The sequence below is a fragment of the Hydrogenophaga sp. genome (genome assembly GCF_026125785.1).
GTDB lineage: Bacteria > Pseudomonadota > Gammaproteobacteria > Burkholderiales > Burkholderiaceae_C > Hydrogenophaga.
The window spans coordinates 15,068-28,648 of record NZ_JAHCKL010000004.1 but is presented as its reverse complement, the minus strand read 5'-3'; the positions used below and the strand labels follow the sequence as shown (position 1 = coordinate 28,648).

General features: G+C 69.1%; 14 protein-coding genes. 5 read left to right on the top strand and 9 right to left on the bottom strand.

The features are described from left to right. Positions 1-13 precede the first annotated feature (13 nt). From KIT53_RS05765 to KIT53_RS05755, 3 genes are read left to right on the top strand one after another with little or no spacing between them, the layout of a single operon-like run. The gene (locus tag KIT53_RS05765; protein ID WP_297749053.1) at positions 14-442 is read left to right on the top strand and encodes a GtrA family protein; all 429 of its coding nucleotides are present in this window, start codon (positions 14-16) and stop codon (positions 440-442) included. Next, entirely contained in the window at positions 439-1,506 is a 1,068-nt protein-coding gene (locus KIT53_RS05760) for a glycosyltransferase family 2 protein (protein WP_297749050.1), read from the top strand. Before KIT53_RS05765 ends, KIT53_RS05760 begins: the two co-directional genes overlap by 4 nt. Continuing rightward, positions 1,503-2,810 carry a glycosyltransferase family 87 protein gene (locus KIT53_RS05755; RefSeq protein ID WP_297749047.1) on the top strand — a complete coding sequence of 436 codons (1,308 nt, stop codon included), beginning with the start codon at positions 1,503-1,505 and terminating at the stop codon, positions 2,808-2,810. The genes KIT53_RS05760 and KIT53_RS05755 overlap by 4 nt, the downstream gene beginning before the upstream one ends. 13 nt (positions 2,811-2,823) lie before the next feature. Here the strand turns inward: KIT53_RS05755 and KIT53_RS05750 are convergent, their stop codons facing one another. The 9 genes from KIT53_RS05750 to KIT53_RS05710 form a co-directional block, all read right to left on the bottom strand. Further along, positions 2,824-3,843: a DctP family TRAP transporter solute-binding subunit gene (locus KIT53_RS05750; protein WP_297749045.1), complete on the bottom strand. Its 1,020-nt coding sequence runs from the start codon at positions 3,841-3,843 to the stop codon at positions 2,824-2,826. Positions 3,844-3,895: 52 nt separating this feature from the next. Beyond that, positions 3,896-5,173 (bottom strand): TRAP transporter large permease subunit, encoded by a 1,278-nt coding sequence (locus KIT53_RS05745; RefSeq protein ID WP_297749042.1) that lies wholly within the window; start codon positions 5,171-5,173, stop codon positions 3,896-3,898. Further along, on the bottom strand, positions 5,170-5,691 hold the full coding sequence (locus KIT53_RS05740) for a TRAP transporter small permease (protein ID WP_297749039.1): 522 nt from the start codon (positions 5,689-5,691) through the stop codon (positions 5,170-5,172). Before KIT53_RS05740 ends, KIT53_RS05745 begins: the two co-directional genes overlap by 4 nt. Further along, positions 5,688-6,899, bottom strand: a complete 1,212-nt coding sequence (locus KIT53_RS05735) for an alpha-hydroxy acid oxidase (protein WP_297749036.1) — start codon at positions 6,897-6,899, stop codon at positions 5,688-5,690. Before KIT53_RS05735 ends, KIT53_RS05740 begins: the two co-directional genes overlap by 4 nt. Positions 6,900-6,939: 40 nt before the next feature. Beyond that, complete coding sequence (locus KIT53_RS05730; RefSeq protein ID WP_297749033.1) at positions 6,940-8,145, bottom strand: cytochrome P450; 1,206 nt, start codon at positions 8,143-8,145, stop codon at positions 6,940-6,942. Continuing rightward, complete coding sequence (locus KIT53_RS05725; RefSeq protein ID WP_297749030.1) at positions 8,138-8,338, bottom strand: ferredoxin; 201 nt, start codon at positions 8,336-8,338, stop codon at positions 8,138-8,140. Before KIT53_RS05725 ends, KIT53_RS05730 begins: the two co-directional genes overlap by 8 nt. 47 nt (positions 8,339-8,385) lie before the next feature. Then, entirely contained in the window at positions 8,386-9,594 is a 1,209-nt protein-coding gene (locus KIT53_RS05720) for an FAD-dependent oxidoreductase (RefSeq protein WP_297749027.1), read from the bottom strand. 17 nt (positions 9,595-9,611) lie between these two features. After that, positions 9,612-10,421, bottom strand: coding sequence for an aldolase/citrate lyase family protein (locus KIT53_RS05715; RefSeq protein WP_297749024.1), 810 nt, complete (start codon positions 10,419-10,421; stop codon positions 9,612-9,614). A 112-nt stretch (positions 10,422-10,533) separates the two neighbouring features. After that, positions 10,534-11,415: an AraC family transcriptional regulator gene (locus tag KIT53_RS05710; RefSeq protein WP_297749021.1), complete on the bottom strand. Its 882-nt coding sequence runs from the start codon at positions 11,413-11,415 to the stop codon at positions 10,534-10,536. 211 nt (positions 11,416-11,626) lie between these two features. Between KIT53_RS05710 and KIT53_RS05705 the strand changes: the two genes are divergently transcribed. Continuing rightward, a complete protein-coding gene (locus tag KIT53_RS05705; protein WP_297749018.1) occupies positions 11,627-12,613 on the top strand; it encodes a tripartite tricarboxylate transporter substrate binding protein in 987 nt (328 codons plus the stop codon). Further along, positions 12,610-13,572 (top strand): SMP-30/gluconolactonase/LRE family protein, encoded by a 963-nt coding sequence (locus KIT53_RS05700; RefSeq protein ID WP_297749015.1) that lies wholly within the window; start codon positions 12,610-12,612, stop codon positions 13,570-13,572. The genes KIT53_RS05705 and KIT53_RS05700 overlap by 4 nt, the downstream gene beginning before the upstream one ends. Positions 13,573-13,581: the final 9 nt, after the last annotated feature.

Below are 13,581 nucleotides of genomic sequence, written 5' to 3'. Positions count from 1 at the left end.
CCAGGGAGGCCGGATGTCTAGGGCGTCCGGCGCGGCGAGCCCTCTCCAGCGAGAGGGCCTGCGCCTGTGGGCGCTGTTCCTGCGCTTCGCCAGCGCCGGCGCAGTGGGCACGGCGGCGCACTACCTGGTGCTGGTGGTGCTGGTCTCGGGCCTGGGCCTGTCCGCCGTGGTGGGTTCCGTGTGCGGATCCCTCGTGGGCGCGCTCATCAACTACACCATCAATTACCACTGGACGTTCCGCAGCAGCCATGGCCATCGCCATGCGTTTCCGCGCTTCATGGCCGTCGCGGCGATTGGCCTGGCCGTCAACGCCGCCAGCATGTTCGTGCTGACCGCTCTGCTCGGCCTGCACTACCTGCTGGCACAGGTCGTCGCCACCGGGCTGGTGCTGTTGCTGGGGTTCGTCCTGAACGCGAAATGGACTTTTGGGAGAAAACGATGAACAGCCTGGTCAATACCGCAACGCTGGCGCCCTCGGCCGCCACGGGCGCCCGCCTGCCGACGCTGCTGTCGGTGGTGGTGCCAGTCTTCAACGAGGAAGGCGTCGTCCAGCACTTCCATGCGCGCATGAGCCGCATCCTGGAAGACATCGGCTGCCCGGCGGAAATCGTGTTCGTCGACGACGGCAGTTCCGACGGCACGGTGCGCGACGTGCAGGCCCTGCGTGAGCAGGACCCGCGTATCGCGCTGCTCAGCCTCAGCCGCAACTTCGGCAAGGAGATTGCTCTGTCGGCCGGCATCGACCATGCGCGCGGCGAGGTGGTGGTGGTCATCGACGTGGACCTGCAGGACCCGCCCGAGCTGATCCGAGAGTTCATCACCAAATGGCAGGCCGGCTACGACGTGGTGTACGGCCAGCGCATCGAGCGCGACGGCGAGAGCGCCACCAAGAAAGTCACGGCGTTCCTGTTCTACCGCGCCATGCGCAAGCTCAGCCGCGTCGACATTCCGGCCGATACGGGCGATTTCCGCCTCATGAGCCGGCGCTCCGTCGACGCCCTCAAGCTGTGCCGCGAGCAGCACCGTTTCATGAAAGGCCTGTTCGCCTGGGTGGGCTTCCGCCAGTGCGCGGTGCGCTACCACCGCGAGGCGCGCGTGGCCGGCACGACCAAGTTCAACTACTGGAAGCTCTGGAACTTCGCGCTCGAAGGCATCACCTCCTTCTCCACCGCGCCGCTGAAGGTCGCCACCTACGTCGGCTTCCTGACCGCCGCCGTCGCCTTCCTCTACCTGCTCTGGATCGTCGGCAAGACCCTGCTGTTCGGTGATCCTGTGCAAGGCTATCCCTCGCTGATGGCGGTGGTCCTGATGCTGGGCGGCATACAGCTCGTGACCATCGGCATCCTGGGAGAGTACGTCGCCCGCATGTTCGACGAGACCAAGGGCCGGCCCCTGTACCTGCTCAAGGACCTGCTGCCCGCGCAGCCGGAGCCTGGGGCGGCGGCCGACCTGCTGGGCGTGGCGGCCACGACGGCGCTGGCCGATGCGAGGGTCCCGGTCCGATGATGGGCGCATGGCTCGCCCACAGCGTTCATCTCCTTGCGTTCGCCGCCGGCCTGGCCGTGCTGCTCGCCTGGGGTACGCGCGAGCGGCAGGGCACGGCGGCTTTCGCGATCGGCGCGCTCGCCATGGCGGGTCTCATGGCCGTGGCGGTCTTCGCCATGTCGGACCCCAAAGGCCTGTTCGAGGATTTCCGCGAGGCCTATCTGGAGGGGGGCATCGCGGTGCGCGAGTCGCGCGAAGCGCTGGCGCCGCTGTTTGAAAAAGGCATCAACGGCTTCGTCAACCTGCCCATCGTTGCCTACCTGTTCTGGCCGTTTGCCTTTCTGCCGTTCAAGGCATCGGCGGTGCTGTTCTCTCTCATCGGCCTGGCCTGCGCTTTCGGTGCCTGGGTGACCCTGGTGCGCGGCCTGGAATTGCAACGCCGGTCAGCCGCATTGTTGCTGCTGGCCTTCGCCGCCTCCGGCCCGCTGATCTACAGCGTGCGCGAAGGCAACATCTCCCATTTCCTGCTCTGGCCGCTGGCCGTCGCCATGCTGCAGTTGCGGCGCGGGCAAGACCTGCGCGCCGGTTGTCTGCTGGGCGCGCTGGCGGTGATCAAGCTGCCCTTCCTGCTCTTCGGTGTCTACTACTTCCTGCGTGGCCGCTGGCGCGTGGCGCTGGGCGGGGCCGTGGTGTGCGCGCTCGCGGTACTGGCTTCGCTGGCGGTGTTCGGCTGGGAGACCCACGTTCGCTGGTACGAACTCTGCATCAAGCCCTACGGCCAGGACCCGATGCCGGCCTTCAACGTGCAGTCCATCCAGGCCTTCGTGCTGCGCCTGCAGGTGGGCGCGCAGGGGCTCTTCCTGTGGGAGGTCACTCCCCTGAGCGGTTGGGGCAAGCCCTTGTCTGCCGCATGGGTGGTGCTGCTGTACGCCGGGGTCTTTCTCTGGCTCTGGCGCACCCGTTCGGTGGCGGCGGCGCTGCCCGCGTCCCGGCCCTCGGGCAGCGACACCGAATTCATGCTGGTGCTGGCGCTGGCCTGCGTCACCAGCCCGCTGTCGTGGTCGCACTACTTCTGCTGGTTCCTGCTGCCAGCCGCACATTTCTTCCAGCGGCTCGACGAACCCGCCATCGGGACGGACCGCATGGCCCAGGTGCTGGGCTGGTTCGCCCTCGTGGCCACCTCGATTCCGGTCATCTCCATCCGCTGGCCGCCGCAGCTGCCCGCGCTGGCCGAGGCCTACGCCCGCACCGGCACCTCGCTGGTGCTGGCGGGCGGGCTGGCCTGGATGGCCTGGCTGGCCTGCCAGCGCAGGCCGCCCGCCTGAACCCCACCTGTGATCAGCCGCCCCGCAGGCGCTTGAGTTCGTCGTTGAAGAGCTTGAGTGTGTCCTCGCCGATGGGTTTGGCGTACTTGTCGTAGATCGGCTGGGCCTTCTCGCGCATGCGCGCGACTTCGGCCGGCGTCATCTCGTTGACCACCATGCCAGCGGCCTTGAACTTCGCCAGGTTGCGTGCTTCCTGTTCGCGGTTGAGCCGGCGTTGCTCGTCGCGGCCCTGCACCGAACAGTCGCGCAGCGTCGCCTGCTCCTCGGGCGAGAGGCGGTCGAACAGGCGTTTGGAGTAGACCGTCATGGTGGACTGGTAGGCGTGGCGCGTGAGCGAGAGGTACTTCTGCACCTCAAAGAACTTGCCGGTGTCGATCACGTTGAGCGAGTTCTCCTGACCGTCCACGGTCTTGGTCTCCAGGCCGGAGTAGAGCTCGCTGAAGGCCATGGTCGATGGCACGGCGCCCCAGTTGGCGAAGGCATCGACAAAGATGCTGTTCTGCAGCACGCGCAGCTTCTGGCCCTGGATGTCTTCGTGCCGCGCGACGGGCTTGCGCGAACTCGTGATGTGCTTGAAGCCCGCCTCCGTCCAGGCCAGATGCACCAGGCCCACCGCAGGCAACAGCGAACCGAAGTAGGTGCCCGCCTTGCCGTCGAGCAAGGCATCGGCCTCCTTCTCGTTCTGGATCAGGAACGGCAGGTCGAGCACGCCGGCGGCCGGCAGGAAGGCCACCAGCGTCGACGGTGCGACCGACATCATGTCCAGCGAACCGGTACGCAACTGCTGCACCACCTGCGGGTCGGAGCCGAGAACGGCGCCCGGGTACAGCTGGATCTTCATCTTCCCGCCGGACTTGTCGGCGGCGCACTGCGCGAGCTTGACCATGCCCAGCGCGATGGAGTGCTCCTTGTTGACGGTGGTCGACACCTTGATGGTGCGCTCCTGGAACTCCGCGTGGGCGGGCAGCGCCAGGGACAGCACGGCGCCCGCGAGGGCCACGGCGCGCAGGGAAAGACGGCTTGCGAACTTCATGAAGTCTCCTTGGTAGGTTCTGGGGATGGGGAAGCAAAAGCGGGAGCAGGCCTCAGGTCAACCAGCGAAGGGGCACCATCACCAGTTGGGGAAAGGCCACGAGCAGGAACAGGACCGCGATCTCGGCCACGAGGAACGGGAAGACGCCGCGCGTGACCGCATCCATGGAAATGGACGCCGAACCGCTGAGCACGTTGAGCACCACGCCCACGGGCGGTGTGATCAGGCCGATGGCGTTGTTCATCACGAACAGCACGCCGAAGTACACCGGGTCGATGCCGGCCTGCGCAATCACCGGCATGAGCACCGGGGTGAGGATCATCACCGTCGGCGCGAAATCCAGCGCCGTGCCGACCACGATCACCAGCAGCATGATCACGAACATCAGCAGGCGAGGGCTGTCCATGAAGGGGCCCAGGATGCCGGCCACTTGGTCGGGCACGTTGGAGACCGTGATCATCCAGGCCGAGACCAGGGCCGCCGCGATGAGGAACACCACCACCGCCGTGCCCTTGGCCGAACGCACCAGCAGCTCGCGCAGGTCGCCCCACTTGAGTTCGCGGTAGACGAACATGCCCACCACGAAGGCGTACACGCTGGCAGCCACGGCGGCCTCTGTCGGCGTGAACACGCCGAACCGCATGCCGCCAATGATGCCCGCCGGCATCAGCAGGGCCCACAAGCCGTCCAGGCCGGCGCGCACGCGGGCGCGCATCGGCTGGCGCGGCAGCACCTGCGTGTTGTCGCGGCGCGAGACCAGCAGCCAGGTGAGCAGCAGCGCAGCGCCCATCATCAGGCCCGGTGCGATGCCGGCCATGAAGAGTTTGCCGATGGAGACATTGGCCACCACGCCGAAGACGATCAGCGCCACAGAGGGGGGCAGCACCGGCGCGATCACGCTGCCGGCGGCGATCAGGCCTGCCGCGCGCGGCACGTCGTAACCGGCCTTGCGCATCATGGGGATCAGCATGGTGCCCAGCGCGGCTGCGTCGGCCGCGGCCGAGCCCGAGATCGCGGCCAGCACGACGGCGGCGAAGATGGCCACGAAGCCCAGGCCGCCGCGCAGGTGGCCCACCCAGGCGAGCGCGAAGTTCACGATCCGCCGTGACAGACCCCCCGCGTTCATGAGTTCGCCCGCCAGCATGAAGAACGGAATGGCGAGCAGCGGAAAGCTGTCCGCGCCTTCCAGCAGCTTCTGCGCGAAGATGGTCGTGTCCACGCCACCCTGGGCCAGCATGAGCGCGATGCCGCACAGCAGCAGGGCGAAGGCGATGGGAATGCCCAGCGCCATGGCGCCGAGCATGGAGACGAGAAAGATCGCGATGGTCACGTGATGTCCCCGGAGGGTGAGAGACCCAGCTCGGCGCGCGAGGCGCGGCCGGTGAGAATGCGCCAGATGCGGTGCAGGGCGATCAGGCCGATGCCGGTGCCGGTGACGTAACCCACGCCATAGACCCAGATCATGGGCAGGCCGGTAACGGGGGCCGCGCTGTCGGCATTGAACTCGTGCTGCAGCCAGCAGCCCTGCAACAGCAGGGCGCAGCACAGCAGGATCATGAGTTGCGTGAACACCGCGCAGGCCAGTTGGCCGCCGCGTGGCAGTCGCGAGACCAGGGTGTCCATGCCCAGGTGCTGGCTGTCGCGCATGGCCACCACCGCGCCCACGAACACCAGCCAGATGAAGAAGAAGCGCGAGACTTCTTCCGAGATGATGATGCCGGTGTCAAAGCCATAGCGCAGCACCACATTGCCGAACACCAGCACCACCATGCCCACCAGCAGCAGCGCCAGCAGGCTTTCGACGGTGTGGAAAAAGCGGCCAACGGCCCGGCTCAACGCGTTCTTCATGCTTCGCTCCTCGTGTGGTCGGCGCAACCCGGCGCGGGCAGCAGCCAGCCGCGGTCCAGCTCGGCCACCGACGGGCAGCCCATGAGCACCAGCGCGCGTTCCATTTCTGCCCGCAGGATGGCCAGCACGTCGCGCACGCCGGCCTCACCGTCGGCCGCCAGGCCGTACACGTAGGGACGGCCGATGAAGACGCCGCGCGCGCCCAGGCACAGCGCCTTGATCACGTCGGTGCCCCGGCGCACGCCGCCGTCCAGCAGCACTTCGCAACGGTCGCCCACGCGCGCGGCGATGGCCGGCAATGCATCGACGCTGGCCTGCACGTTGTCGAGCTGGCGGCCGCCGTGGTTGGAGACCACGATGCCGTCCACGCCGATGCGGTCCACCGCGCGCTCGGCGTCGTCCGGATCGAGCAGTCCCTTGACGTAGATCGGCCCCTTCCACTGCTCGCGCATCCAGGCCAGGTCGTCCCAGTGCAGGTCGGCCTGCATGAAGCGCTCCTGCGCGCGCACCGACTGCACAGCCGCCGCCGCACCCCGCAGGCCCGAGGACACATAGTTCGCCGCCGCCAGGCGGCGGTGGCGCAGCAGGTTCCACCACCAGCGCGGGTGCAGCGCGGCGTCGAGCACGCTGGCCGGCGTGAGGGTCGGCGGCACGGTCATGCCGCTGATGCGCTCGCCTTCACGGTTGCCGCGCACCGGCACATCCACGGTGACGAACAAGGCGGTGTAGCCCGAATCCCGCGCGCGCCGCAGCAGGCCGCCGACGAAGGGCTTGTCGCCAAAGGGGTAGAGCTGGAACCAATGGTTCTGCTCGGTGGCGCTCGCCACCTCCTCCAGCGTGTACGAAGACGCGGTGCTCAGCACCAGGCGCGTGCCCGCCGCCTCCGCCGCGCGCGCGCAGGCCGGGTCCCCGCTCCAGTGCGACAGGCCGGTCAGTCCGGTGGGCGCGAGGGCCAGCGGCATCGCCAGCCCGGTACCGGCCATGCGGCTGGCCAGTTGCACGCGCGCGTGGCCGGTCAGCACGCGCTGGCGCAGCCGCCAGCGCTGGAAGGAGCCGGTGTTGTCGCCGGCCGTCACGTTGTCGTCGGCGCTGCCGTCCAGATAGGCCCAGACCATACCGGGCAAGGCGCGCCGCGCGGCCTGGCGGTAGCCCTCCACACTGATGGGCCGGCGCTCGGCGCGCAGCCGGTACTGGAAAGAGCCAGCCATCAGCGCGGCCCTCCCACCTGTTGTCCCCGCGGGCGGTGCATCACAGCGCCACCGGCAGCGGGCTGGGGCCGCGCAGGCCCAGGCCTTCGTACCCGATCTCGCCCGCTACCCGGTAGTCGGGCAGACGCGCCAGCAGGCGCCGGATGGCGATGGTGGCCTCCAGCCGTGCCAGGCTGATGCCCAGGCAACTGTGCATGCCAAAGCCAAAACCCAGGTTGCCCATGGGCGTGCGCCGGATGTCGAACTCCTGCGGGCGCTCGTAACGCTGCGGGTCCCGGTTGCCCGCGCCCATCAGCAGGATGATCAGGTCGCCATCGGGGATGTCCACGCCTTCGATGGTCACCGGGCCGCCGCGCACGCGGCGGTGGCTGCGGTGCACCACGGGTTCGAAGCGCATCACTTCCTCGTTGGCGTCGGGCAGGAGGGCGGGGTCTGCGGCCACCGCACGGCGTGCGTCCGGGTGGTCGTGCAGCACGGCCACGATGTGGCCCATCCACTTGGCGGTGGTCTCGTTGCCGGCGAACAGAAGTTGCCGGCAGTTCTTCATGATGGCGTCGTCGGACATCTCCTGCGCGGGTTCCGAGTGCACCATCTGGGAGATCAGGTCCTCGCTTCGGTGGCGGCGGCGGTGGTTCATCTGGTCGACCAGGAAATCACCCAGTTCCTGCTTGGCCTGTTCGCCGGCGATCCAGGCCGGTGTCATGCTGCCGTCGGCCGAAGGGGGGCTGATCACCGCGGCGCCCATCAGGTCGCTCCAGCGCACGATGTCGGGCCGAGCGCTGTCGGGCAGGCCCAGCATGGCGGCGATCACATAGGCCGGGATGTCGCGGCAGAAGTGCTTGAACACGTCCACCGTCTCACCGGCGCGCAGGCGTTCTTCCACCGGGGCCAGCATGTCGTCGACGATCTTCTCGATCGCCGGCTGCAGGCGTGCCACCGCCTGGCGCTGGAAGGCCGGTGCCCAGACGTTGCGCAGGCGGTCGTGCTGAGGCTTGTCGTCGATGACGATGAAAGCTTCCGCGCCGAACAGGCGTTGCGGCGGTGCGCCGCTCAGGGTGAAGCGGTCGAAGTTGGTCAGCGTCCTGCGGATCAGCGCGTCGCTGGTGAGCATCCAGCCCTGCGCCAGGCCGTTCCAGACCACCGGGCCGGCGGCGCGGATGCGTTCCAGTTCGGGATAGGGGTCGCGGAAGATCGCCTGCGTGTACAGGTCCACGTCCAGCCGGGGTTGCCGCACCGCCTCACTCATCGCCGGCCTCGAACTGGATCACGGCGGCGGGGCAGGCCTCGATGGCTTCGTGCACGGAAGCGTGCAGGTCGGCGGTTGGCTGTTTCTGCAGCACGATGACGATGCCCTGGTCGTCCTGGTCGAAAACCTTGGGCGCGGCGTGCACGCACGCTCCGGCACCGATGCACTTGTGGGTGTGGACTTTGACTTGCAAAGGAAAACTCCTGAAGGGTTCGAAAGAAAAAGAGGGGTGGAAGGTGTTCAGGCGGCAACGGCTCTTGCGCTGGCCACCGCATCGTCGAAGGCGCAGCCCGTCTCCAGAAGGGAACGCAGCGGAGGCAGGGCGCGCGCCATGTTCACGCACAGCACCGCGCACAGGCGGTCACCCCGCCTGTACAGCGCCATGAAGCGGCCGTCTTCGGCACTGCCTTGCACGACCCGAACTTCGTCGTGGGCGAGCGCCGAGCCGTAGAGCTGGATCTTGCGGTCGTACTGATCCGACCAGAACCAGGGCAGGACCTCGAAAGGCGCCGTGCGGCTGCCATCGGCATCGAGCAGGCGACGAGCCGCGTGCCGGCCCTGGCGCACCGCGTTGTCCCAGTGCTCGACGCGGCGCGTCTCACCGGTGCGCCGGTTGTGCCAGCGCGCCACGTCGCCCGCAGCCACCACGCCGGGGGCGGCCAGGCAGGTCTCGTCGCACAACACGCCGTCGTCCAGCCGCAGGCCGGAGCCTTCGAGCCAATCGGTGGCCGGCACCACGCCAATGGCCACCACGACCACGCTGGCGGCCACGCGGCTGCCGTCGGACAGCCGCAGGGCGCTGATGCGGCCGCGCGCATCGACCTCATGGCCGAGCACCGAGACGCCGGTTCGGCAGTCCACGCCGCGCGCCGTGTGCAGCGCCGTGATCGCACCACCCATGGCGGCACCCAGCACGCGCCCCAGCGGCACCGCGGCGGGCTCGATCAGCGTGACCGCCAGGCCACGCTCGCGGCAACTGGCGGCCACTTCCAGGCCGATGAAGCCGCCACCCACCACCGCCACGCGCTCGGGCTGTGCGTCCAGCGCGGCGGCCAGGGCCGTGGCGTCCTCCAGCGTGCGCACCACGTGCGTGCCCGGCACCGCGTTGAGCGGCAGGCGCCGCACCGCCGTGCCGGTGGCGATCACCAGCCCGTCGAAGCCCAGGCGTTCGCCCGAATCCAGCGCCAGTTCGCGCCGGCCCAGGTCCAGACCGGTGGCACGGCAGCCCAGCCGCCACTCGGCCTGCAGCGGTGCCTGGGCGTCCTCCAGTGCCACCTGCTCGGCGGTCCAGCCCTTCGAGAGGAACTGCTTGGACAGCGGTGGCCGGTCGTAGGGGCGTGCGCACTCCTCGCCCACCATGACCAGTTGCCCTTCAAAGCCCTCGGCGCGCAGCGTGCGCGCCGCGTGCAGCCCGGCCAGCGAGGCCCCGACGACGGCGATCGTCCTCATGCCGACTCCGGCCATGCTCAGGCGCCAGCCCGGGCGGCGGCCAAGGCATGCTGGGCACCGGCCGCCATGAACAAGGTGTCGCTGCCCACCGCCAGGAAACGCAGGCCGGCCCGGGCTGCGCGCGCCGCCCACTCACCGGTCAGCGCGTAGGCACCGGCCACTTTGCCGGCGGCCTGGGCGCTGTGGGCCACGCGAGCCAGCGCGGCTTGCACTGCTGCGCTGTCGGGGTCTATGGCCTGGCCATCCGAGAGGCCGATCGACAGGTCGGCGGGACCGACGAACACGCCATCGAGGCCCTCCACCGCGAGGATCTCGTCCAGCGCGGCCAACGCCTCGCGCGTCTCGATCATCGCGAACACCTGCACGAAGCGGTTGGCCTCGCCCAGATAGACCTTGCGGTCCAGGCCCGACATCGCCAGTGCCGCGTAGGCGCCGAAGCTGCGCTCACCCTGCGGCGGGTATTTGCAGAAGCGCACCAGGGCGCGGGCCTCGTCGGCGGAGTTGATCATGGGCGCGATCACGCCAGCCGCCCCGGCGTCGAGCACGCGCGATGCGGTCTGGAACTCGCCAACCGGGATGCGCACCACCGAAGGTTGGCCCGCCGCGCTGGCCAGCGCGATGCCCAGCACCGCGTCGGCCAGGTCCAGCCGGCTGTGCTGCAGGTCGAAGGACACCGCGTCGAAGCCGAGCCGCCCCAGCGTGGAGGCGGCGTGGGGATCCTGGGACACCCAGGCCGAGAGCACCGCCGCGCCACTGCGCAGGCGTTGCGAGAGCGCGAGGATGGGGGAGGGCGGTACGGCTTCGCGGCCCTTCGTGGTTGGTGTCATCTTGTCTCCGCTGATGGAAATCAGGCGGGACTGTAGGCAGCCAGCGCGCTGGCGTCTTGCATGAAACCGTCGGCGCTTTTGGAGATTCCGGGCATGGCCCGGACCCGGGGTGTCAGGCGGTGCCGTTGTTCTGGCGCCGCCACAGCCCGGGCGACTGCCCGTAGTGCTGCTTGAACCAGCGGCTGAGGTGGCTCTGGTCGAAGAAGCCGGTCTCCACCGCGATCTCCGCCATTGGCCGCGCCGGGTCGCGCAGCAGTTCGCAGGCCGCCTCCAGCCTGGCGCGCAGCACGTACTGGTGCGGCGCGCAGTCGAAAGAGGCCCGGAACAGGCGGCTGAAGTGGCCGGGGCTCACGCCCGCCAGTTCCGCCAGCACCTCGACCGACAGGTCATCGGCCAGGTGCGCGGCGATGTGGCCGCTGATGCGCAGGCACTGCGCCGGATCGAAGCCGCCAGTGCGCAATGCCGGCATCACCTGGCCGTGGTGGCGCACCAGATGCACCGCGAGCTGCAGGCCGAGCGAGCGTGCCATCAGCCGCGAACCCGCCCGTGCGGCGGCGGCTTCGTCGGCCAGCGCGTGCACCACGCCAGCCACGCTGTCGTCGCGGACCTTCACGCAATCGTTGAGGCGGAAGCTGCCGAAGCTCGGGCCGTGCAGCTCGGTGGCCACGCGGTCCAGCAGCGCGGGCTCGATGTAGATGTGCACCACGTCGATCGCGTCCGTCCAGGCCCACTCGCCCGCGCTGCTGCAGTGCTTGAGCGAGATGTCGCCGGCCACCACGTCGGTGCAGTGCACCTGCCCACCGATGCATCGCCGCATGGTCGAGCGGTGTTGTCGGTAGACGATGATGACGTGGCTGCCGGTGTGGACGTTGGAGGTGCTGGGCGAGAAGGTGAACCCGCTCACCGAGATGCCGTCCTGCGCGGGTGCGGCGGGCGCCAGCCAGGTCTGGCCGGGCACGTGCTGGAGCATGTCGCGGTGGCTGATGGTGAGCATGGCTGGTATTTTGGCTGAACCATTCAAGATCCCCCAATCGGTATTAGCCCGTGGGGTCTTTGCAGCCGGCGTGCCGCAAATCTCCAAAGCCCCGGCACAGGTTCATGCAAGACGCATGTGGCCTGCGCCTCTAGATTGCGCCCCGTGCTTCCGGGGCCGCCAGCGCGGCGCCGGTCGTGCCACGCCCCACAACATCCACGGAGACACAGGCATGAACATTTCGCGCCGCCACCTTCTGGGCGCTGCCGCCGGCGCCGCCGCCGGGCTCAGCGCCTTCCCCCTGAACGCGCAAGGCAGCAAGTTCCCCAGCAAGCCGATCCAGATCGTCATCCCCACCGCACCCGGTGGCGGCATGGACATCTTCGCCCGCCTGTTTGGCCAGCACCTCACCGAACACTATGGCCAGCCCACCGTCGTGGTGTCCAAGCCCGGCGCCAATGCGGCCATCGCCGCCGCCTTCGTGGCGGGTGCCGTGCCGGACGGCCACACCCTGCTGCTCACCTACTCGGCGGTGCAGCTCAACACCATCACCATGCCCAACCCGGGCTACAAGTGGCGCGACCTCGCACCCATCACCTCCACCGTGCTCTCGCCCGTGGGGCTGGCGGTGAACGCCAACGTGCCCGCGCGCAACATGCAGGAGCTCATCGCCTACGTGAAGGGCAACCCCAGGACCGTGAGCTATGGCAGCTACGGCGTGGGCTCGGTCGCGCACTTCATGGGCGAATCGCTCAACGCCGCCGCCGGCATCGACATGCGGCACATCCCCTACAAGGGCAGCAACCCGGCCATGATGGACCTCATCGGTGGCCAGATCGGCGTCGCCTTTGGCGACGTGGGCCTGTTCTCGCGCGAGGAGCAGGCCTCGGGGCGCGTGCGCGTGCTGGGCGTCAATGGCGAGAAGCGCCTGCCCCTGTTGCCCAACATTCCCACCTTTGGCGAGCAGGGCCTGTCCCAGCTCGACCTGCCGGCCTGGCACGGCCTGTTCGCCCCGGCCGCCACGCCCAAGGCCATCGTCGATGACCTGGCGCGCGAGATGGCCCGCATCATCCAGACGCCTGCGATCACCACCCGCATCCGCGAGATGGGCTTCGAACCTTTCGCGGTTACCGGCAATGCTTTCAACGACTACGTCGACGGCGCCGGCAAGGTGCTGGAGTCCCTGTTCAAATCCGGCCGCGTGAAGATCGACTCATGACCCTTGCTTCTTTTGACACCCTGGCCACCGGCCTGAAGTTTCCCGAGGGCCCGATCGCCATGGCCGATGGCTCGGTGCTGCTGGTCGAGATCGGTGCCGGCCAGCTCACCCGCGTGCACGCGGACGGCCGCGTCGAGACCGTGGCGCGCACCGGCGGCGGCCCCAACGGCGCGGCCCTCGGCCCCGATGGCGCCTGCTACGTCTGCAACAACGGGGGCTTCGAGTGGAAGTCCGCGGGCGAGGGCCAGATGATCCCGGCCGGCCGCGCGCACGACTACGCCGGTGGCCGCATCGAACGCGTCGACCTGGCCAGCGGCCGCGTGGAGCGCCTGCACGACCGCAGTCTCACCCACACCCTCTCCGGTCCCAACGACATCGTTTTCGACCACACCGGCGGCTGCTGGTTTACCGACCTCGGGCACATCGGCGAAGACAGCATCGAGCGTGGCCGCATCTGCTACGCGCCGGCTGGCGGCGGCACGCCGCGCGTGGCGGTGCAGCCCATGCTCACGCCCAACGGCATCGGCCTGTCACCCGACGGCCGCACGCTCTATGCGGTGGAGACCGTCACCGCCCGCCTGTGGGCGTTCGACGTTGCCGCGCCGGGTGAACTGGCGCTGCGCCAGGTGCCGCCGGCCATCAACCCCGGTCGCCTGCTCTACGCCGCGCCGCACGACTGCATGTTCGACTCGCTCGCGGTAGAGGCTGGCGGCAACGTCTGCATCGCCACCATCGGCGTGGCCGGACAGACCACGCCCGGCGGCGCGGGCATCACGGTGGTCGCGCCCGACGGAAGTCTGGTCGAACACGTTTATCTGCCCGACCGCGCCACCACCAACATCTGCTTCGGCGGCCCGGACCTGCGCACCGCCTTCATCACGCAGTCGCGCACCGGTCGCCTGCTGGCCGTGCCCTGGGCCCGGCCTGGCCTGGCCCTGCATTTCGGCGGCGGCCGCTGACCGCGTGAA

Coding starts and splice junctions, on each gene's coding strand:
- KIT53_RS05720 (WP_297749027.1), bottom strand. CDS start 9,594: ATGAGGACGATCGCCGTCGTCGGGGCCTCGCTGGCCGGGCTGCACGCG.
- KIT53_RS05700 (WP_297749015.1), top strand. CDS start 12,610: ATGACCCTTGCTTCTTTTGACACCCTGGCCACCGGCCTGAAGTTTCCC.
- KIT53_RS05705 (WP_297749018.1), top strand. CDS start 11,627: ATGAACATTTCGCGCCGCCACCTTCTGGGCGCTGCCGCCGGCGCCGCC.
- KIT53_RS05715 (WP_297749024.1), bottom strand. CDS start 10,421: ATGACACCAACCACGAAGGGCCGCGAAGCCGTACCGCCCTCCCCCATC.
- KIT53_RS05765 (WP_297749053.1), top strand. CDS start 14: ATGTCTAGGGCGTCCGGCGCGGCGAGCCCTCTCCAGCGAGAGGGCCTG.
- KIT53_RS05755 (WP_297749047.1), top strand. CDS start 1,503: ATGATGGGCGCATGGCTCGCCCACAGCGTTCATCTCCTTGCGTTCGCC.
- KIT53_RS05735 (WP_297749036.1), bottom strand. CDS start 6,899: ATGGCTGGCTCTTTCCAGTACCGGCTGCGCGCCGAGCGCCGGCCCATC.
- KIT53_RS05710 (WP_297749021.1), bottom strand. CDS start 11,415: ATGCTCACCATCAGCCACCGCGACATGCTCCAGCACGTGCCCGGCCAG.
- KIT53_RS05740 (WP_297749039.1), bottom strand. CDS start 5,691: ATGAAGAACGCGTTGAGCCGGGCCGTTGGCCGCTTTTTCCACACCGTC.
- KIT53_RS05760 (WP_297749050.1), top strand. CDS start 439: ATGAACAGCCTGGTCAATACCGCAACGCTGGCGCCCTCGGCCGCCACG.
- KIT53_RS05750 (WP_297749045.1), bottom strand. CDS start 3,843: ATGAAGTTCGCAAGCCGTCTTTCCCTGCGCGCCGTGGCCCTCGCGGGC.
- KIT53_RS05730 (WP_297749033.1), bottom strand. CDS start 8,145: ATGAGTGAGGCGGTGCGGCAACCCCGGCTGGACGTGGACCTGTACACG.